The organism is Micromonospora sp. CPCC 206171, assembly GCF_036906755.1.
GTDB lineage: Bacteria > Actinomycetota > Actinomycetes > Mycobacteriales > Micromonosporaceae > Micromonospora > Micromonospora purpureochromogenes.
Genome location: NZ_JBAKHT010000001.1, coordinates 474,710 through 493,328 on the forward strand (window position 1 = coordinate 474,710; position 18,619 = coordinate 493,328).

The window sequence follows — 18,619 nt, forward strand, 5'->3', positions numbered from 1 at the left end:
CGACTCAGGCGGGAACCGGTGCCAGCTCGTCGGAGCGGGTCGGTCGCTGCTCCTCGGTGTCGACGAGGTCACGCGTGCCGGCGGAGTCGTACGCGGCCCGGTCCAGGGTGCCCTCCCGGGCGGCGACGATGGTCGGCACCAGCGCCTGCCCGGCCACGTTGGTGGCGGTGCGGATCATGTCCAGGATCGGGTCGATGGCCAGCAGCAGGCCGGCGCCGGCCAGCGGCAGACCCAGCGTGCTCAGGGTCAGGGTCAGCATCACGATCGCGCCGGTCAGGCCGGCGGTGGCGGCCGAGCCGACCACCGAGACGAAGGCGATCAGCAGGTAGTCGGTGACGCCCAGGTCCACCCCGAAGACCTGCGCGACGAAGATCGCCGCCAGGGCCGGGTAGATCGCGGCGCAGCCGTCCATCTTCGTGGTGGCGCCGAACGGCACCGCGAACGAGGCGTACTCGCGGGGGACACCGAGGCGCTCGACGGAACGCTGGGTCACCGGCATGGTGCCCACCGAGGAGCGGGAGACGAAGGCCAGCTCGATCGCGGGCCACGCGCCGGCGAAGAAGCGCAGCGGGTTGAGCCGGCCGGCCACCACCAGCACCAGCGGGTAGACCACGAACAGCACGATCGCGCAGCCGACGTAGACGGCGGTGGTGAACTTCGCGAGCGGGGCGATCAGGTCCCAGCCGTACGAGGCGACGGCGTTGCCGATCAGGCCGAGGGTGCCGATCGGGGCGAGCCGGATCACCCACCAGAGCGCCTTCTGCACGATCTCCAGCAGCGAGCGGTTGAGCGCCACGAACGGTTCGGCGGCCTCGCCGACGAGCAGCGCGGCGGCGCCGACCACCAGGGCGAGGAAGACGATCTGGAGCACGTTGCCCTCGACGAACGCGCCGACCGGGTTGGTCGGCACGATGCCGGTGAGGAAGTCCGTCCAGGAGCCGGTCTTCTTCGGGACGCTCGCCGCGCCGGTGTCTAGCGAGACGCCGCGACCCGGGTCGGTGAGCAGGCCGAGGCCGATGCCGATGCCGACCGCGATCAGCGCGGTGATGCCGAACCAGAGCAGCGTCTTCAGCGCCAGCCGGGCGGCGTTGGCCACGCCGCGCAGGCTGACCACGCTGACCACGATGGCGGTGAAGACCAGCGGCGGGACGGCCAGCTTGAGCAGCTGGACGAAGAGGCCGCCGACGGTGTCGAGGGTGCTGGCCAGCCAGGTCAGGTCATTGGCGCGGGCGAGGAAGCCCAGCGCCACGCCGAGGACGAGGCCGAGCAGGATCTGGGCGGAAAAGGGAATCTTGCGCAGGGCGGAAGCCATGAGGATGCGTCCAAGGTCTGTCGGAGGTCGGTACGGGCGGCGTCAGAGAGCGGGCCGCGCCGGACAGACGCCGCTGGCCTGCAGTCGGAGATCGACGTACAGGCGCACGGTGAGGTGCCAGACATTGGTCATCGTTTGGCGACGCTACTCCCGGCCACCGCGCAACGGGAAGGACCGAAGGGCGTGAGGCTCCTTACAGAGCGGGTTCGTCGTCCGTTGACCGCTTCGTCGCGGTCGGGTCCCGGCGCAGCCCCAGCGCCGTCGCCGCCGCCAGGCCCCAGCCGAAGGTCACCGCCAGCAGCACCCGCTCCAGGCCGCCCACCAACCCGCCCCGACCGGCGACCAGCATGGCCAGCGCGATCGCGCCGGACAGCGGCAGCGCCAGCGCCCCGCCCAGGGCGGAGAGCCGACGCACCGCGGGCGTCGTCGCCGGGGACCAGGCCAGCGCGAGCATCGCGAAGACCACCGCCGCCACCGCCGCGATGCTCGACCCGCCGTGCACCAGGTCCGCCACCGTCGCCGCCTCGAACGGCGGCAGCGGACAGCCGGTGCTGCACGTCACCACCGCCGAGAGCAGGGTGAACCCGCTGCCCGCGCCGAGCAGCGCCGCGGCGAGGCGCAGCGCCGCCGGCAGCGCGGCGGCGAGCAGCAGCAGCGCCGCGGCCAGGGCGAAGACCCCGATCCGGTACGTCGGGGCGTACGCGCTCTCGGCGACGCCGGCCTCGCTGACGTACCCGGTCAGGCCCGGGCCGGGACCGGCGACCACGGCGACGATCACCGCGACCGTGCCGGCCAGCACACAGCCGGCGGCGGCCGACGCGGCGGCGGCCCGGGCGGGGCCGACGGCCCGGTCCGGCTCAGCCACGCCCGTGCGGCGTGGTCCAGCCGTGCAGGTCCGGGCCGAGCGGCACGATGCGGGTCGGGTTGATCATCTCGTGGGTGGCGTAGTAGTGCCGCTTGATCTGGTCGAAGTCGACCGTCTCGCCGAAGCCCGGCGTCTGGAACAGGTCCCGCGCGTAGGCCCAGAGCACCGGCAGCTCGGTCAGCTTCTGCCGGTTGCACTTGAAGTGCCCGTGGTACGCCACGTCGAAGCGGACCAGGGTGGTGAACAGCCGGACGTCCGCCTCGGTGATCTGCTCGCCCATCAGGTAGCGGCGCCCGGCCAGCCGCTCCGAGAGCGCGTCCAGCCGGGCGAAGAGCGCGGTGTACGCCTCGTCGTACGCCTCCTGGGAGGTGGCGAAGCCGCACCGGTAGACGCCGTTGTTGACGTCGGTGTGGATCTCGGCCATCAGCGCGTCCATCTCCGGGCGCAGCTCGACCGGGTAGAGGTCCGGCGCGCCCGGGGCGTGAAACCGCCGCCACTCGGTGGAGAAGTCCAGCGTCAGCTGGGGGTAGTCGTTGGTGACCACCCGGCCGGTGAGCGTGTCGACCAGCGCCGGCACGGTCACCCGCCCGGTGTAGTCCGGGTCGGTGGCCAGGTACGCGTCGGAGAGGAAGCCGATGCCCAGCACCGGATCGAAGCCGTCCGGGTCGAGGGCGAACCGCCAGCCCCGCTCGTCGCGGATCGGGTCGACCGTGCCGAGCGAGATGGCCTCGTCGAGGCCGAGCAGGCCGCGCACGATCCGCGCCCGGTGCGCCCACGGGCAGGCGCGGCACCAGATCAGCCGGTAGCGGCCCGGCTCCAGCGGCCAGCGGTCCTGCTCGTCCGGCCCGCCACCGGGCGGCGAGGTGGAGTGCGGGGTGACCCGACCGGTGAACCGGTTGGGCTGGCGGACGAACGCGCCGCCGCCGGCGGTCTCTGCGCTGAACTGGGCCCGGGCCATGCCGTCAACCTATCGGCTCGGCCCGCGGATATCCTGGCGCTCGGGCGTCCCCGCGACCGGGGCGACGCCGAACCCCTTCCACCCCCGAAGGACAGCGCCGATGACCATGGCATACCTCGTGGCCGGAGTCCGCACGCCGATCGGCCGGTACGCCGGCGCCCTCGCCGGGGTACGCCCCGACGACCTCGCCGCCCACGTGATCCGCGAGCTGGTCGCCCGCCACCCGTCGGTGGACTGGGCCCGCACCGACGACGTGGTGCTCGGCTGCGCCAACCAGGCCGGCGAGGACAACCGCAACGTCGCCCGGATGGCGGCGCTGCTCGGCGGGCTGCCCGAGGAGGTCCCCGGCAGCACGGTCAACCGGCTCTGCGGCTCCGGCCTGGACGCGCTGGCCATCGCCGCCCGGTCCATCGTGGCCGGCGAGGCCGACCTGGTGGTCGCCGGCGGGGTGGAGAGCATGAGCCGCGCGCCGTTCGTCATGCCGAAGGCGGCGACGCCGTTCGCCCGCACCGCCGAGGTGTACGACACCACCATCGGCTGGCGGCTGGTCAACCCGCTGATGAAGGCCGGCTGGGGCATCGACTCGATGCCCGAGACGGCGGAGAACGTGGCCGCCGAGTTCGGCGTCGACCGGGCCGCGCAGGACGAGTTCGCGCTGCGCTCCCAGCAGCGGGCCGCCAAGGCCCAGGCCGACGGCCGGTTCGCCGAGGAGATCGTGCCGGTGACCGTGCCGGCCGGGCGGCGCGAGACGAAGCTGGTCGAGGTCGACGAGCACCCCCGGGAGACGTCGCTGGAGAAGCTTGCCGCGCTGCCCACCCCGTTCCGCGAGGGCGGCACGGTGACCGCCGGCAACTCCTCCGGCGTCAACGACGGCGCGGTGGCGCTGCTGGTCGCCTCCGAGGCCGCGGTCGCCCGGTACGGACTGACCCCGCTGGCCCGGATCGGCGGGGCCGCCGCGGCCGGCGTACCGCCCCGGATCATGGGCATCGGGCCGGTGCCGGCCACCCGTAAGCTGCTCGACCGGCTCGGCCTGGGCCTCGGCGACGTCGACGTGGTCGAGCTGAACGAGGCGTTCGCCGCGCAGGGCGTGGCGGTGCTGCGCGAGCTGGGCCTGCCGGAGGACGCCGAGCACGTCAACCCCAACGGCGGCGCCATCGCGCTCGGCCACCCGCTCGGCGCCAGCGGCGCCCGGCTGGCGCTGACCGCCGCGCTGGAGCTGCGCCGCCGGGGCGGCCGGCGGGCGCTGGCCACCATGTGCATCGGCGTCGGGCAGGGCATCGCGCTGATGCTGGAGTCCGCCGCCTGACCCGTCGCGCCGGTCGGCGGCGCGCGGTCGGACAGCCGGCGGTGTCCCGGGCCCCGGGTCACCGCCGGCGGCGGACGCCGCGGGCGAGCCGATGATCACCGCCCAACTGTGGATCTCCCGCGCTCGGGCGTACGCGCCTAGAGTGGTCAGCACCACACCTTCCGCGGGTCGGCCGGTGTCGCCTCCGCGTGCCTGCGGGCGTCCGGACACCGGTGCCCTCCCGCACCGCGGCGACGAACTGGGGCGAACCGATGCAGATGCCGGACGGAACTCCCGCCGAGATAGACCTGAGCCGGCCGAGCGCGGCCCGCGTCTACGACTACTTCCTCGGCGGAGCGCACAACTTCGAGATCGACCGGCAGCTCGCCGAGCAGATCGCCAGCATGACGCCGAACCTGGCGGCCACCATGCGCTCCGGGCGGGAGTTCCTGCGCCGGGCCGTCCGGGTGCTGCTCGACGCCGGCATCGACCAGTTCCTCGACATCGGCTCCGGCATCCCCACCGTGGGCAACGTGCACGAGGTGGCGCAGGCCGCCAACCCGCAGGCCCGGATCGTCTACGTCGACATCGACCCGGTGGCCGTGGCGCACAGCCTGGAGCTGCTGGCCGGCAACGACCGGGCCATCGCGATCCACGCCGACCTGCGCGAGCCGAAGCTGATCCTGAACGAGGCCCGGGCCAGCGGCCTGATCGACTTCAGCCGCCCGGTCGGCATCCTGCTCGCCGGGGTGGTGCACTTCATCCCCGACGCCGACCGGCCGGCCGACATCCTCGCCGCCCTGCGGGCCGCCGCGGTGCCCGGCAGCTTCCTGGTCATCTCCCACTCGACCTTCGAGGACCAGCCGCAGGAGATGCTCGACGCGCAGCGGCTGTCGGCGCGTACCGCCACCGAGATCACGCTGCGCTCCCGGGCCGAGATCACCGGCTTCTTCGGCGACTGGACGATCCTGGAGCCGGGCGTGGTGCACATGCCGCTGTGGCGGCCGGACGCAGCCTCCGACGTGGACGAGCACCCCGAGCGGTTCGGCGCCTTCGGCGGCGTCGCCCGGTACGACCGCGCCGCCGGCTGAGCCCGACATGGCCGCCGTCCCGGATTCCGGCGGGGACGATCTCCACCGCCCCGGCGCCCAGCGGTACGCCGCCGACTGGGCCCGGGCGGTGCGCCGGCTCGGTTTCGTGCCGCTCAGCGCGGAGGAGACCGAGCGGCTGCTGCTCGTCCACACCGTACGGCTGGGCCAGGCCGTGCTGGCCCGGCAGTTCTCCGCCACCCCGGCGGAGGACGTGGGCCGGGCGCTGGTGGAGGCGCACCTCACCGAGCCCCGGGTGCTGGACTGGTCGGTGCACGCCCTCGGTCACCGGTTCCTGGCGCAGGTGCTGCCGGACCGGGTCCACCCCGCCGACGTCGCCGACCGGGTGGCGGCGTTGCAGGGGGCGCTCGCGGCCGGGTTCGCCCGCGCCCTGCGCAACCGGACCTTCAGCCAGCAGGAACGCATCGCCCGCTCCGCGTGGCAGGCCCGGGACGCCGTGGAGCGGGCGCTGCGCGACAGCGAGGCGCGCTTCCGCGCGGTCTTCACCGGCGCGGCGATCGGCATCGGCATCGCCGGCATCGACGGTCAGATCATCGAGGTCAACCAGTCCTTCGCCGACATGCTCGGCTACCCCGTCGACGAGCTGCGGCAGCTCAACGTGGCGTCGCTGTTCCACGCCGACGACGCCGCCGGCATGTGGGAGCTGTACCAGGAGCTGATCGAGGGCAAGCATGACCACGCCCGGGTGGAGAAGCGCTACCACCGCAAGGACGGCACCATCGTCTGGACCGACCTGGCGGTCTCGTTGATCCGACACGACGACGGACGCCCCCGGTTCACGGTGGCGATGATCGAGGACATCACCGAGCGGTACGAACTCCAGCAGCGACTGCGGTTCCAGGCCCTGCACGACCCGCTGACCGGCCTGCCCAACCGGACGCTGTTCTTCGAGACTCTGGGGCGGTGCTTCGAGCGGGCCGGTCCGGAGCAGCGGATCGCCGTCTGCTTCCTGGACCTGGACGGCTTCAAGGCGGTCAACGACAGCTTCGGCCACGACCTCGGCGACCGGCTGCTGATCACCATCGCCCGCCGGCTCGCCGACTGCGTGGCCGGGCAGGGCCACCTGGTCGCCCGGATGGGCGGCGACGAGTTCGTCATCCTGGTCGACGGCGGTGACGGGCTGGACGACGCCGTCGGCGTCGCCGAGCTGGCCCTGGCCGCCGTCTCCGCCCCGGTGCTGGTCGGCGACCAGCAGCTCGCGGTCTCCGCCAGCGTCGGCGTGGTGGAGTGCCCGGCCGCGGAGACCAGCGCCTCCGAGCTGATGAAGGCTGCCGACACCACCCTGTACTGGGCGAAGGCGGAGGGCCGGGGCCGCTGGGCGGTGTACGACCCGGAGCGCAGCGCCGCCGACATCGCCCGGTCGGCGCTCGCCGCCGGGCTGCCGGCCGCCCTGGACCGGGACGAGTTCGTGGTCCACTACCAGCCGATCGTCTCGCTGCTGGACGGGGCGATGCTCGCGGTGGAGGCGCTGGTCCGCTGGCGGCACCCGGAGCTGGGCCTGGTCGGGCCGGACCGGTTCATCGGGCTGGCCGAGGAGACCGGCCTGATCGTCCGGCTCGGCGAGTGGGTGCTGGGGCAGGCCTGCCGGGACGCCCGGGCCTGGCACCACGAGTTCCCCGCGCAGCCGCTGGTGGTCAGCGTCAACCTGGCCGCCCGGCAGGCCGACGACCCGGCCATCGTCGACACCGTGGCGGGCGCGCTGACCCGGACGGGCCTGCCGGCGGAGCTGTTGCAGCTGGAGCTGACCGAGAGCGCCGTGATGGGCACCGCCGGGGAGCCGCTGCGTTCGCTGCGCCGGCTCGCCGGGCTGGGCGTCCGGCTCGCCATCGACGACTTCGGCACCGGCTACTCCAACCTCGCGTACCTGCGGCGGCTGCCGATCCACTGCCTGAAGCTGGCCGGCCCGTTCGTCGAGGGGATCCGCGCCGAGGAACCGGACGCCCCCGGGGACCACCGGGACGAGCGCATCGTGGACGCCCTGGTCCGGCTCGCGCACGCGCTGGAGCTGTCGGTGACCGCCGAGGCCGTGGAGACCGGCGCCCAGGCCGAACGGCTGCGGGCGCTGCGGTGCGACACCGGTCAGGGGCGCTGGTTCGGCCCGCCGATGCCGGCGGAGGAGATCACCGCCCGGCTGCGCGGCGGGAAGGCGGCGGCGTGAGCGCGCGGGTCGGGCGCGGCGGGGCGTACCCGGGTGGTGGTCCCGCCGGGGGCCGTGTGCGACGGGCGGAGGCGGCGTGGGCCTGACCGATTCACAGGCGGCCGTGTCGGTGGTGGCCGCGCTGGCCATCCTGGCCGGACTGGCCGGCGTGGTGGTGCCCGGGCTGCCGACGCTGCCGCTGTGCTGGGGCGGGGTGCTGGTCTGGGCGCTCTTCGGCGGCGCGGGCCCGGGTCGGTGGGCGGTGCTCGCCGCGGCCACCGTGGTCGCCGCCGGCGGGACCGTCGTCAAGTACGCCTGGCCGGGGCGGAACCTGAAGCGGACCGGGGTGCCCACCTCGTCGCTGCTCGCCGGCGGCCTGCTCGGGGTGGTGGGGTTCTTCGTGATCCCGGTGGTGGGGCTGGTGCTCGGCTTCGTCGGCGGGGTGTTCGGCGCCGAGCGGCTCCGACTGGGCAGCAACCAGCTCGCCTGGCCGGCGACCGTGCAGGCGCTCAAGGCGGCCGGGCTGTCCATGATGGTGGAGTTCCTGGCCGGGCTGGTCGTCGCCGCCCTCTGGGTCGCCGGCCTGCTGTTCGCCTGAGCCAGCGGCCGGTCCGGGCGGTGGGCATCGGTCAGGGTCGACCGCAGACGCTGTCGTCTCGTCAGGACCGGTTGGTGGACGTCCACCCCTGCCGGTGGAGCCTTTCGAACCCGTCGAGCAGCAGGTCGACCGCGAACTCGAACTCGAACTGGTCGTCGCAGCCGTGACCGACGACCGACCCTTCGTCGTGGGCGGCGGCCATGGCTATCTCCGCGATGTGGGGATACCTGCCTGCCATCTCGCGGAACATGGCTTCCTGCTTTTCCGGGTCGGCGGGCAGCGGTGAGGCGGGAAAGAGTTCCTGGGTGAATCCCCACACGCGGCTTCCCAGAACGTGCATCACATGGTGGGTGAGGTCGACGGAGAAGCCGCCGGCCCGGAACATCCCGATGATCGAGTTCAGGTAGTCCAGTACGACCGGGGTGGGCTGGGGACGGGACTCGATGACGCGCGACGCCCAGGGGTGTTGCAAAAGGACTTTTCGGGCCGAAAGGATGCGCTGGCGGATCGCGACCTTCCAGTCGGCGCCGGGGACCGGTGGATCGATCTCGCCGACGACGACGTCGACCATCCCGTCGAGGAGCTGTTCCTTGTTGGCCACGTGCTTGTAGAGCGCCATCGGCACCACGCCCAGCTCCTGGGCGAGGTTGCGCATACTCAGCGATTCGATCCCGGCGTTGTCGGCGAGCGCGACGGCGGCGCGCAGCACGCGGTCCCGGTTGAGGGGGGCCCGGCGTGCCCCGTCCACCTGCTGGACCATCTCGACCGCCTTCCTTTCGAACCGGTGTGGACCGACACCCCGCTCTTGACGGTGTACGGCGTACACTCTACGCTAACCGGCAGGTGTACGCCGTACACCTGCGGGTGGTGTCGAAGCGGCCGGCCTATCGATGGCCGGAATGAAGAAGGGACTCGTGGTGACCTCCTCTGCGCGACAGTGGCTGGTGCCCGCAGGGCTGATCATGCTCAGCGCCGTTCCGGTGGTCGCCGGCGCCGCCCGGTTCGCGGAGCTCACCGGTGGTGCGACGGTCACGCCGGACAGCGCTCGGTTCTTCGCCTCGCCGGTACCCGTGCTGGTGCACATCGTCGGCGCCAGCCTGTACTGCCTGCTGGGCGCGTTCCAGTTCGCCGGCGGCTTCCGCCGCCGCAGACCCGGGTGGCACCGCATGGCCGGGCGGCTGCTGATCCCCCTCGGGCTCGCCGCGGCTCTGTCGGGCCTGTGGATGACGCTGTTCTATCCCCGCCCGCCCAGCGACGTCGAGCTCCTGACCGGCTTCCGGCTCGTATTCGGCTCGGCCATGGTCGGCTGTATCGTCCTCGGCTTCGCCGCCATCCGGCATCGGGACATCGCTGGTCACCGCGCCTGGATGGCCCGCGGCTACGCGATCGGCCTCGGGGCGGGTACTCAGGTCCTGACCCACCTGCCCTGGATTCTGCTGGTCGGTCAACCGGGTGGGCTCAGCCGGGCGCTGCTGATGCTCGCGGGCTGGGTGATCAACCTTGCCGTGATCGAATGGGCGCTCCGTAGGCGCCCGACCAGGCCAACCCGGACCGCGAAGGCATTGCCGACTCCCGTGAGCGTTCTCGCCAACGAGTGAAGAAGAGATGCCCGGCTCTGAGCAACCCGCGAGGGCGCGCAGCCACTCGACTGCCAGTGGCACTCACGCCAGTTCGGCGATCACTGCGCGGACCATTCGGCGGCCGTGCTCGGCCATTCGCGGGAAGGTGTGTCGGTAGTAGTCGATGCCGGTCAGCGACGGTGCGAGGGCCCAGCCGCAGGCGCGGCGCCAGGTAGCGTCGTCGTACCCGATTGCCTCTCGGTAGGCTGCCCGGGCCGCGCCGGTGAAGGTCCACAGCGCCGGAGCCACGTCCGGCGCCGGATCGCCCACACCGAGTGCGCCGAAGTCGATGACCGCGGCCAGTCGGCCGCGGTCGGTGATCAGGTTGCCCGGTTGCAGATCACCGTGGATCCATACCGGGTCCCGGTCCCAGTCAGGAGCAGCCAGGCAGGCGTCCCAGGCCGCCTCGGCCGCGGTCACATCGAAGCCGTCGTCATGTTCGGCGAGCCGGGGCAGCACACGGCGGACGCCTTCATCGGCGTGGAGCAGGGCTGCCCCGCGGGAACCCGGTGGCTTGAGCGGACCTCCGGCCGGATCCACCCGGTGCAGGGCGCGAACGAAGGCTGCCACCTCGCGGGCCAGGAGTACGTCGTCGCAGCCAAGCCTGGGAGGCGTGCTCCCCACGACCCACGGCACCACGGTCCACCGCCACGGGTACCCCGCGCCCGGCTCGCCCAGATGAAGCGGAACGGGAATCCGCACCGGCAGGTGGGACGCCAGCAAGGGCAGCCACCGCGCATCGGAATCGGCCTGGTCGACCGCCCAGGCGATCTTGGGCATCCGGGCGACGAGGTCGTTGCCGATCCGAAAGAGTACGTGGTCGGTGCCCTCCAAATCGTCGGCCAGGGGTGTCACGGGAAGGTCGGCCCACTGCGGGCACTGGGCCGCCACCAGGCGGCGCACCTGGCCGACGGTGGCTCGGATCTCGTCGTCATGGATGGGCACGGCTGGCACGGTAAGGCGGTCAGGTGGTGTGCTGCCACCCGAATCAGGTGAGCCCTTCTCGCCGGACCGCCCGGGCGGAGGGACGGCGGCGCGGGGCACCCGTCGGGCACGGCGGAGCACGCCGTACGTGAGAGAGAGGTGGGTGCCCCCGCGCCGCCGCGGACCGGGCGTTGCCGAGCGCCCGGGGAAGGCCCGTCGCGATCGGGCCTGGTGACGGGCTCAAGCATGCCGCCGGGCCACCCCGGTCGGCAACGCAATTTGCGAGTTCGGGACCTGCGACGGATTGACCGCGGTGATCCACGGGACGAGACTCGGGCGCACTCGTACCGGGGATCACCTCAGGGAGGTGTGCAGTGGCCACGACGCCCTCGCCGACCGCCGAGCAACCGATGGACGACGACGCCCGACGGCTCGCCGAACTCGGTTACCAGCAGGAGTTGCGCCGCAAGTGGAGCGGCTTCTCCAACTTCGCCATCTCGTTCTCAATCATCTCGATCCTGGCCGGCTGCTTCACCACCTTCGGCCAGGCGTGGAACAACGGCGGCCCGGTCGCCATCTCCTGGGGCTGGCCGCTGATCTCGCTGTTCATCCTGATCATCGGCTTCTGCATGGCCGAGCTGGTCTCGGCGTACCCGACGGCGGGCGGCATCTACTGGTGGGCGGCGAAGATGGGCCGCCCGGTGCACGGCTGGTTCACCGGCTGGCTCAACCTGATCGGGCTGGTCGCCGTCACGGCCTCGGTGGACTACGGCTGCGCGACCTTCCTCAACCTGACCCTGTCGGCGCTCTTCGACGGCTGGGCGGGGACGCTACGCCAGGCGTTCCTGCTCTTCGTGATCATCCTGGTGCTGCACGGGCTGATCAACATCTTCGGGCACCGGATCATCGACGTGCTCCAGAACGTCTCGGTCTGGTGGCACGTGGCGGGCGCGGCGGCCGTGGTGGCGATCCTGCTGCTGGTGCCGGACGACCACCAGAGCTTCAAATTCGTCTTCACCGAGCGGTTCAACAACTCCGGCTTCGGCGACGGCGACACCGGCGGGCTGACCTTCTGGTTCTACGTGCTGCCACTGGGCTTCCTGCTCACCCAGTACACGATCACCGGCTTCGACGCCTGCGCGCACGTCTCCGAGGAGACCCGGGGCGCGTCGCAGGCCGCCGCCAAGGGACTCTGGCGGTCGATCTTCTATTCCGCGGTCGGCGGCTGGATCCTGCTGCTGGCCTTCCTCTTCGCCGCCACCGACGTCGACGCGATCAACGAGGCCGGCGGGTTCTCCGGGGCGATCTTCGAGACCGCGCTGACGCCGTTCTTCTTCAAGGCCGTCATCATCATCTCCACCATCGGCCAGTTCTTCTGCGGGATGAGCTGCGTGACCTCGATGAGCCGGATGACGTACGCGTTCAGCCGGGACCGCGCGGTGCCCGGCTGGCGGCTCTGGTCGAAGGTGGACCGCAACGGCACCCCCGCCAACGCGATCATCGGCGCCACCCTGGCCGGGCTGGTGCTCACCCTGCCCGCCCTCTACGAGAGCCCGTCCGGCATCCCGGTCGCGTTCTACGCCGTGGTCTCGGTGGCGGTGCTCGGGCTCTACCTGTCGTTCGTCATCCCGATCGCGCTGCGGCTGCGGATGGGCGACCGGTTCCAGCCCGGGCCGTGGACGCTCGGCCCGAAGTACAAGCTGCTCGGCTGGATCGCGGTGATCGAGATCGCCGTCATCTCGGTCTACTTCGTGCTGCCGATCGTCCCCGCCGGGGTGCCCGGCAACGCCGACTTCAGCTGGTCGGCGGTGAACTACGCGCCGCTCGCGGTGGGCGGGTTGCTGCTGCTGGTCGCCGTCTGGTGGTACGCCTCGGCCCGGAAGTGGTTCACCGGCCCCCGCCGTACCGTCGACCTGCCTTCGCCGCGCGCGGCCACCGACGCCGCGCGGGCCGACGAGCCGGCCTGACCCGCCCCCCTCGTCGGCGCCGGGTCACCCGGCGCCGACGAGGAGCGCCGGGGGCTGCGGCTGCCGCGCCCCGGCCGGGAAGCGGAGGACGCGGTCGTCGTCCGCCGCCGGGCTACCCCGGCCGTCCCGGTTGCTGGTGGTCACCCAGAGCGCGCCGTCCGGGGCCACCTCGACGGTACGCAGGCGGCCGTAGGCCCCCTGCAACACGGCGGTCGGCGTGCCGACCCGACCGGCGGCGTCCACGGGTACGGCCCAGAGCCGCGCTCCCCGCAGCGCCGCGACGAACAGCGTGCCAGCGGCGAAGGCCGCCCCGCTCGGTGACGCCTCCGCGGGTGACCAGACGACGGCCGGGTCGCGGAACCGGGGATCGCCGCCTCTGCCCTCGACGACCGGCCAGCCGTAGTTGCCGCCCGGGACGATCCGGTTCACCTCGTCCCAGGTGCTCTGGCCGAACTCGGTGGCGAACAGCCGCCCCCGCCGGTCCCAGGCGAGACCCTGCACGTTGCGGTGACCGTAGCTGTAGACCAGCGAACCGGGGAACGGGTTGTCCGCCGGCACCCCGCCGTCCGGCCGCATCCGCAGGATCTTGCCGTTCCGGCTGGCCAGGTTCTGCGCGTTGGCGGGGACGACGGCGTCACCGATGCCGGCGTAGAGCATGCCGTCGGGGCCGAACGCGATCCGGCCGCCGTCATGGGCGGCCGCCCGGGTGATACCGCTGAGGATCACCCGGAGGGACTGTGGCGCGTGGAGCCGGAACCGCGCGATCCGGATGTCGGAGGCGGTGGTGTAGCAGACGTAGACCAGCCGGTCCCGCCGGAACGTGGGGGAGACGGCCAGCCCGAGCAGGCCCGCCTCCCCACCGGCGACCACGCCGGCGATCCGGGCGACCTGACGTGGCGGGGCACCGGGCCGGACCCGCACGACGGTGCCCAGGTTGCGCTGGGCCACCAGCGCGCTGCCGTCGGGCAGGAAGTCGAGCCCCCAGGGCGCCTCCAGGCCGGCGGCGACCACCTGCGGGTTCGTGAAATCGAAGCCGGCCGGGACCGGCGGCCGTCCGGTGCCGGCCGGCGGCTGCCGATCCGCCCGGGCGTCCGTGGCGCCCAGCCCGACGGCGAGCACGGCCGCGACGGCGGCGACGATCCGACGCATGTGAACTCCTCGGTCTCGTCCCCGACCGCGCCGGGGCGTTGCCGGTTACCGGTAGGCCTGGATGATGACGGCCCGCTGCTGAGCAGAACGCCCCTGACCTGGGAATAGTTGCGGGTCACCCGCGCCGTGATCGACCCCGGTACGCCGAGGTGGGGGTGTCGGCGGGCCTCGGATACCGCCACCCCGGGGAGGTGGAGGCGACCATCAGCGGCCGCGTCGGAGGCGGCCCGGATGGCGGGGATCAGCCGTCCTGCCCGATCAGCCGGTCGACCTGGTTTGCCGGGGGTCCGGCCCGGGGCATTGACGGTGATCCGCCAGGCCGGTAGACCTTGGTGATGGAGGCTCGCCGATGAGGAAAGCTCCGCTCACGCTCGAAGAACTGCGGGTCGCCATCCGGGGCGGCGAGATCGACACGGTGGTGCTGGCCCTGACCGACATGCAGGGCCGGTTGCAGGGCAAGCGGTTCCACGCCCCGTTCTTCCTGGACGAGGTGGTCCGGCACGGCAGCGAGGGCTGCAACTACCTGCTCGCGGTCGACGTCGACATGAACACCGTCGACGGGTACGCCATGTCGAGCTGGGAGCGGGGCTACGGCGACTTCGCCATGCGGCCGGACCTGGCCACCCTGCGCCGGGTGCCGTGGCAGCCGGGCACCGCGATGCTGCTGGCCGACCTGGAGTGGCTGGACGGCGGCGGGCCGGTGGTCGCCTCGCCCCGGCAGATCCTGCGCCGTCAGCTCGACCGGCTGGCCGCGCACGGCCTGACCGCGTACGCCGGCACCGAGCTGGAGTTCGTGCTCTTCCGCGACTCGTACGAGGACGCCTGGCGGCGCGGCTACCGGGAGCTGACCCCGGCCAACCAGTACAACGTGGACTACTCGCTGCTCGGCACCGCCCGGGTCGAGCCGCTGCTGCGCCGCATCCGCACCGAGATGGCCGGTGCGGGGCTGACCCCGGAGAGCGCCAAGGGCGAGTGCAATCTCGGCCAGCACGAGATCGCCTTCCGGTACGACGAGGCGGTGACCTGCGCCGACCACCACGTCATCTACAAGAACGGGGCCAAGGAGATCGCCGCCCAGGAGGGCATGTCGATCACCTTCATGGCCAAGCCGAACGCCCGCGAGGGCAACTCCTGCCACATCCACTTCTCGCTGCGCGACGCCGACGGCCGCTCCGCGATGCTCGGCGACGGGCCCGCCCACCTGTCGGTGACCGGGCAGCGGGTGCTGGCCGGGCTGCTCGACACCATGCGCGAGCTGAGCCTCTTCTTCGCGCCGAACGTCAACTCCTACAAGCGCTACCAGCCCGGCTCGTTCGCCCCGACCGCGCTGCGCTGGGGCACCGACAACCGCACCTGCGCACTGCGGCTGGTGGGGCACGGGCAGGGTATGCGGGTGGAGAACCGGGTGCCCGGCGCGGACGTCAACCCGTACCTGGCGATCGCCGCCCTGGTGGCCGGGGCGGTGCACGGTATCGAACGGGAGCTGGAGCTGGGCGAGGAGTGCGCCGGCAACGCGTACGACGACCCGGCCGCCGAGCGGGTTCCCGCCACCCTCCGCGACGCCCTCACGCTGTGGGAATCCTCCGCCGTCGCGAAGGACGCCTTCGGCGACGAGGTGGTCGCCCACTACGCCAACCAGGCGAAGGTCGAACTGGCCGCCTTCGACGCCGCCGTGACGGACTGGGAACTCGTCCGTGGCTTCGAACGTCTCTGAGGCCGCCCGCCTCGGCCGCCCGTCGGGCCGGCGCGGGACGGGCACGACGCGCCGGGACGACAGCTGCGCAGACACCGTGGAGAGGGCAGGGTGGGACGGGTGACCGACGTGCGGAACCCGGCGACCGGGGAGATCCTGCGGAAGGTGCCGGCCAGCTCGCCGGCGGAGGTGGACGCGGCGATCGAGCGGGCCGCGCGGGCGTACGAGAGGTGGCGGGGCGTGGCGCCGGGCGACCGGGCGCGGCTGCTGCGCCGGTTCGCCGCCGTGGTGGACGCGCACCTGGAGGAGCTGGCCCGGCTGGAGGTGCACAACGCCGGGCACACCATCGGCAACGCCCGCTGGGAGGCGGGCAACGTCCGGGACGTGCTCGACTACTACGCCGGCGCCCCGGAGCGGTTGACCGGTCGGCAGATCCCGGTGCCGGGCGGGCTGGACGTCACCTTCCACGAGCCGCTCGGCGTGGTCGGGGTGATCGTGCCGTGGAACTTCCCGATGCCGATCGCCGGCTGGGGCTTCGCCCCGGCGCTCGCCGCCGGCAACACGGTGGTGCTCAAGCCCGCCGAGCTGACCCCGCTGACCGCGCTGCGGCTGGGCGAGTTGGCGGTCGAGGCGGGCCTGCCGGAGGGGGTGTTCACCGTGCTGCCGGGGCAGGGTGCCGTGGTGGGGGAGCGGTTCGTCACCCACGCGGCCGTGCGCAAGGTCTGCTTCACCGGCTCCACCGAGGTCGGCACCCGGATCATGGCCGGCTGCGCCGCGCAGGTGAAGCGGGTGACCCTGGAGCTGGGCGGCAAGAGCGCCAACCTGGTCTTCGCCGACGCGGACCTGGCGAAGGCGGCGGCCACCGCGCCGTACGCGGTCTTCGACAACGCCGGCCAGGACTGCTGCGCCCGCTCCCGGATCCTGGTCCAGCGCAGCGTGTACGACCGCTTCCTCGAACTCCTCGAACCGGCCGTGCGCGCCTTCCGGGTGGCCGACCCGGCCGCCGAGAGCACCGAGATGGGGCCACTGATCTCGGCCGCGCACCGGGACCGGGTCGCCGGGTACGTCGACGGCGCGAAGGTCGCCTTCACCGGCTCGTGCCCCGACGGCACCGGCTACTGGCACGCCCCGACGGTGCTGCTCGCCGAGTCGCCGGCCGACCGGCACTGGCGGGAGGAGGTCTTCGGGCCGGTGGTGTCGGTGCTCCCGTTCGACGACGAGGCCGACGCCGTGCGGCTGGCCAACGACACCGAGTACGGCCTGTCCGGGTCGGTCTGGACCCGGGACGTCGGCCGGGCGCTGCGGGTGGCCCGCGCCGTCGAGTCGGGCAACCTGAGCGTCAACTCGCACTCCTCGGTGCGGTACTGGACCCCGTTCGGTGGGATGAAGCGCTCCGGCCTCGGCCGTGAGCTGGGTCCGGACGCGCTGCACGCCTTCACCGACGTCAAGAACGTGTTCATCAGCACAGAGGAGTGACCAGCGTGCAGGGACGACTTCAGGACCGGGTGGCCGTGGTGACCGGGGCGGGCAGCGGGATCGGTCTGGCCACTGTGCGGCGCTTCGCCGCCGAGGGGGCCCGGGTGGTCTGCGTCGACATCGACACCGAGGCGGGCAAGCGGGCGGCCGACGAGGTCGGCGGCGAGTTCGTCGCCTGCGACGTGGCCGACGAGGCGTCCGTCCGGGAACTGTTCGACGGCGTGGTGCAGCGGCACGGCCGGGTCGATGTGGCGTTCAACAACGCGGGCATCTCCCCGCCCGACGACGACTCGATCCTGGAGACCGGGCTGGACGCCTGGGAGCGGGTGCTGCGGGTCAACACCACCAGCGTCTACCTCTGCTGCAAGTACGTCATCCCGCACATGCGCCGGCAGGGCAGGGGTTCGATCATCAACACCGCCTCCTTCGTCGCGCTGATGGGGGCGGCCACCTCGCAGATCGCGTACACGGCGAGCAAGGGCGGGGTGCTGGCGATGACCCGGGAGCTGGGCGTGCAGTTCGCCCGGGAGGGGATCCGGGTCAACGCGCTCTGCCCCGGCCCGGTTGCCACCCCGCTGCTGCTGGAGCTCTTCGCCGCCGACCCGGAGCGGGCCGCCCGCCGGCTGGTGCACGTGCCGATGGGGCGGTTCGGCGCCCCGGAGGAGATCGCCGCCGCGGTCGCCTTCCTGGCCAGCGACGACGCGTCGTTCATGACCGCCGCGCAGTTCGTGGTGGACGGCGGCATCACCGGCGCCTACGTCACCCCGCTGTGAGCGCGAGGAGTGAGCCGGGTCTGCGAGCCCCGCGGTCCCGAACGGTGCCGGCCCGGTGAGCCGCCCGCTGATCGGGATCAGCGCGTACGTGGAGCCGGTCGCCTGGGCGGTGTGGCGGGACGTGCCGGCGACCCTGGTACCGCAGGCGTACGTCCGGGCGGTCAGCGCGGCCGGCGGACGGGCGCTGGTGCTGCCCCCGGACGACGTGGACGCCGACGTGGTCCGGGTGCTCGACGGGCTGGTCCTGGCCGGCGGCGCCGACGTCGGTCCGGAGCGGTACGACCAGCCGCCCGACCCGCGTACCGAGCCCCGGCCGGACCGGGACGCCGGCGAGCTGGCGCTGCTCGCCGGGGCGCTCGCCGCCGACCTGCCGGTGCTGGGCATCTGTCGGGGCCTGCAGCTGTTGGTGGTCGCCCACGGCGGGGTGCTGCACCAGCACCTGCCGGACGTGGTCGGTCACGACCGGCACCGCCCGGCCCCGGGCCGGTACGGCGCGCACCCGGTCCGGTTCGCGCCGGGCAGCCTGGCCGGGGCGGTGATGGCCGGGGTGGACCGGGTCAACTCCTACCACCACCAGGGGGTCGCCGACCCGGGGCGGCTGGTCGCCACCGGCTGGGCGGACGACGGGGTCGTCGAGGCGGTCGAGGATCCGCGCCGGCGCTTCCTGCTCGGGGTGCAGTGGCACCCGGAGAACGAGGCCGACCCGCGCCCGGTCACCGCCCTGGTCCGGGCCGCCCGTTCCAACTGACGGGAA

16 protein-coding genes are annotated in these 18,619 nt (G+C 73.1%); 10 read left to right on the forward strand and 6 right to left on the reverse strand.

Annotation, left to right across the window (positions count from 1 at the left end; genetic code table 11):
• Positions 1 to 4: 4 nt before the first annotated feature.
• The 3 genes from V6U89_RS02140 to V6U89_RS02150 all read right to left on the reverse strand — a co-directional run bounded on the left by V6U89_RS02140 (position 5) and on the right by V6U89_RS02150 (position 3,135).
• Positions 5 to 1,300 carry a dicarboxylate/amino acid:cation symporter gene (locus V6U89_RS02140; protein WP_334568983.1) on the reverse strand — a complete coding sequence of 432 codons (1,296 nt, stop codon included), beginning with the start codon at positions 1,298 to 1,300 and terminating at the stop codon, positions 5 to 7.
• Positions 1,301 to 1,505: 205 nt separating this feature from the next.
• Positions 1,506 to 2,177, reverse strand: coding sequence for a DUF998 domain-containing protein (locus tag V6U89_RS02145; RefSeq protein WP_334568861.1), 672 nt, complete (start codon positions 2,175 to 2,177; stop codon positions 1,506 to 1,508).
• The gene (locus V6U89_RS02150) at positions 2,170 to 3,135 is read right to left on the reverse strand and encodes a glutathione S-transferase family protein (protein ID WP_334568863.1); all 966 of its coding nucleotides are present in this window, start codon (positions 3,133 to 3,135) and stop codon (positions 2,170 to 2,172) included. Before V6U89_RS02150 ends, V6U89_RS02145 begins: the two co-directional genes overlap by 8 nt.
• A gap of 100 nt (positions 3,136 to 3,235) precedes the next feature.
• Between V6U89_RS02150 and pcaF the strand changes: the two genes are divergently transcribed.
• The 4 genes from pcaF to V6U89_RS02170 all read left to right on the forward strand — a co-directional run bounded on the left by pcaF (position 3,236) and on the right by V6U89_RS02170 (position 8,264).
• The gene (pcaF, locus tag V6U89_RS02155) at positions 3,236 to 4,441 is read left to right on the forward strand and encodes a 3-oxoadipyl-CoA thiolase (RefSeq protein WP_334568864.1); all 1,206 of its coding nucleotides are present in this window, start codon (positions 3,236 to 3,238) and stop codon (positions 4,439 to 4,441) included.
• A 251-nt stretch (positions 4,442 to 4,692) separates the two neighbouring features.
• The gene (locus V6U89_RS02160; RefSeq protein ID WP_334568865.1) at positions 4,693 to 5,511 is read left to right on the forward strand and encodes an SAM-dependent methyltransferase; all 819 of its coding nucleotides are present in this window, start codon (positions 4,693 to 4,695) and stop codon (positions 5,509 to 5,511) included.
• A 7-nt stretch (positions 5,512 to 5,518) separates the two neighbouring features.
• The gene (locus tag V6U89_RS02165) at positions 5,519 to 7,687 is read left to right on the forward strand and encodes a putative bifunctional diguanylate cyclase/phosphodiesterase (protein ID WP_334568867.1); all 2,169 of its coding nucleotides are present in this window, start codon (positions 5,519 to 5,521) and stop codon (positions 7,685 to 7,687) included.
• A 76-nt stretch (positions 7,688 to 7,763) separates the two neighbouring features.
• Positions 7,764 to 8,264, forward strand: coding sequence for a DUF456 domain-containing protein (locus V6U89_RS02170; RefSeq protein ID WP_334568868.1), 501 nt, complete (start codon positions 7,764 to 7,766; stop codon positions 8,262 to 8,264).
• 61 nt (positions 8,265 to 8,325) lie between these two features.
• On the opposite strand, the gene V6U89_RS02175 is transcribed toward V6U89_RS02170, so the two are convergent.
• Positions 8,326 to 9,024 carry a TetR/AcrR family transcriptional regulator gene (locus tag V6U89_RS02175; RefSeq protein ID WP_334568869.1) on the reverse strand — a complete coding sequence of 233 codons (699 nt, stop codon included), beginning with the start codon at positions 9,022 to 9,024 and terminating at the stop codon, positions 8,326 to 8,328.
• A 184-nt stretch (positions 9,025 to 9,208) separates the two neighbouring features.
• On the opposite strand from V6U89_RS02175, the gene V6U89_RS02180 reads away from it, so the two are divergent.
• The gene (locus V6U89_RS02180) at positions 9,209 to 9,862 is read left to right on the forward strand and encodes a DUF2306 domain-containing protein (protein ID WP_334568984.1); all 654 of its coding nucleotides are present in this window, start codon (positions 9,209 to 9,211) and stop codon (positions 9,860 to 9,862) included.
• A gap of 63 nt (positions 9,863 to 9,925) precedes the next feature.
• Here V6U89_RS02180 and V6U89_RS02185 read toward each other — a convergent pair whose 3' ends face one another.
• On the reverse strand, positions 9,926 to 10,828 hold the full coding sequence (locus V6U89_RS02185; protein ID WP_334568870.1) for an aminoglycoside phosphotransferase family protein: 903 nt from the start codon (positions 10,826 to 10,828) through the stop codon (positions 9,926 to 9,928).
• A 353-nt stretch (positions 10,829 to 11,181) separates the two neighbouring features.
• Between V6U89_RS02185 and V6U89_RS02190 the strand changes: the two genes are divergently transcribed.
• Positions 11,182 to 12,774, forward strand: coding sequence for an amino acid permease (locus V6U89_RS02190; RefSeq protein ID WP_334568871.1), 1,593 nt, complete (start codon positions 11,182 to 11,184; stop codon positions 12,772 to 12,774).
• A 24-nt stretch (positions 12,775 to 12,798) separates the two neighbouring features.
• Here V6U89_RS02190 and V6U89_RS02195 read toward each other — a convergent pair whose 3' ends face one another.
• The gene (locus V6U89_RS02195) at positions 12,799 to 13,923 is read right to left on the reverse strand and encodes a PQQ-dependent sugar dehydrogenase (protein ID WP_334568872.1); all 1,125 of its coding nucleotides are present in this window, start codon (positions 13,921 to 13,923) and stop codon (positions 12,799 to 12,801) included.
• A gap of 349 nt (positions 13,924 to 14,272) precedes the next feature.
• Between V6U89_RS02195 and V6U89_RS02200 the strand changes: the two genes are divergently transcribed.
• From V6U89_RS02200 to V6U89_RS02215, 4 genes are all read left to right on the forward strand, one after another.
• The gene (locus V6U89_RS02200) at positions 14,273 to 15,637 is read left to right on the forward strand and encodes a glutamine synthetase family protein (RefSeq protein ID WP_334568873.1); all 1,365 of its coding nucleotides are present in this window, start codon (positions 14,273 to 14,275) and stop codon (positions 15,635 to 15,637) included.
• Between the two features lie 108 nt (positions 15,638 to 15,745).
• On the forward strand, positions 15,746 to 17,092 hold the full coding sequence (locus tag V6U89_RS02205) for an aldehyde dehydrogenase family protein (RefSeq protein ID WP_442933852.1): 1,347 nt from the start codon (positions 15,746 to 15,748) through the stop codon (positions 17,090 to 17,092).
• Positions 17,093 to 17,097: 5 nt separating this feature from the next.
• A complete protein-coding gene (locus V6U89_RS02210) occupies positions 17,098 to 17,865 on the forward strand; it encodes a 3-oxoacyl-ACP reductase (protein WP_334568875.1) in 768 nt (255 codons plus the stop codon).
• A gap of 55 nt (positions 17,866 to 17,920) precedes the next feature.
• Entirely contained in the window at positions 17,921 to 18,613 is a 693-nt protein-coding gene (locus V6U89_RS02215; protein WP_334568876.1) for a gamma-glutamyl-gamma-aminobutyrate hydrolase family protein, read from the forward strand.
• Positions 18,614 to 18,619 lie beyond the last annotated feature (6 nt).

Coding starts and splice junctions, on each gene's coding strand:
- V6U89_RS02160 (WP_334568865.1), top strand. CDS start 4,693: ATGCAGATGCCGGACGGAACTCCCGCCGAGATAGACCTGAGCCGGCCG.
- V6U89_RS02165 (WP_334568867.1), top strand. CDS start 5,519: ATGGCCGCCGTCCCGGATTCCGGCGGGGACGATCTCCACCGCCCCGGC.
- V6U89_RS02150 (WP_334568863.1), bottom strand. CDS start 3,135: ATGGCCCGGGCCCAGTTCAGCGCAGAGACCGCCGGCGGCGGCGCGTTC.
- V6U89_RS02200 (WP_334568873.1), top strand. CDS start 14,273: ATGAGGAAAGCTCCGCTCACGCTCGAAGAACTGCGGGTCGCCATCCGG.
- V6U89_RS02175 (WP_334568869.1), bottom strand. CDS start 9,024: ATGGTCCAGCAGGTGGACGGGGCACGCCGGGCCCCCCTCAACCGGGAC.
- V6U89_RS02195 (WP_334568872.1), bottom strand. CDS start 13,923: ATGCGTCGGATCGTCGCCGCCGTCGCGGCCGTGCTCGCCGTCGGGCTG.
- pcaF (WP_334568864.1), top strand. CDS start 3,236: ATGACCATGGCATACCTCGTGGCCGGAGTCCGCACGCCGATCGGCCGG.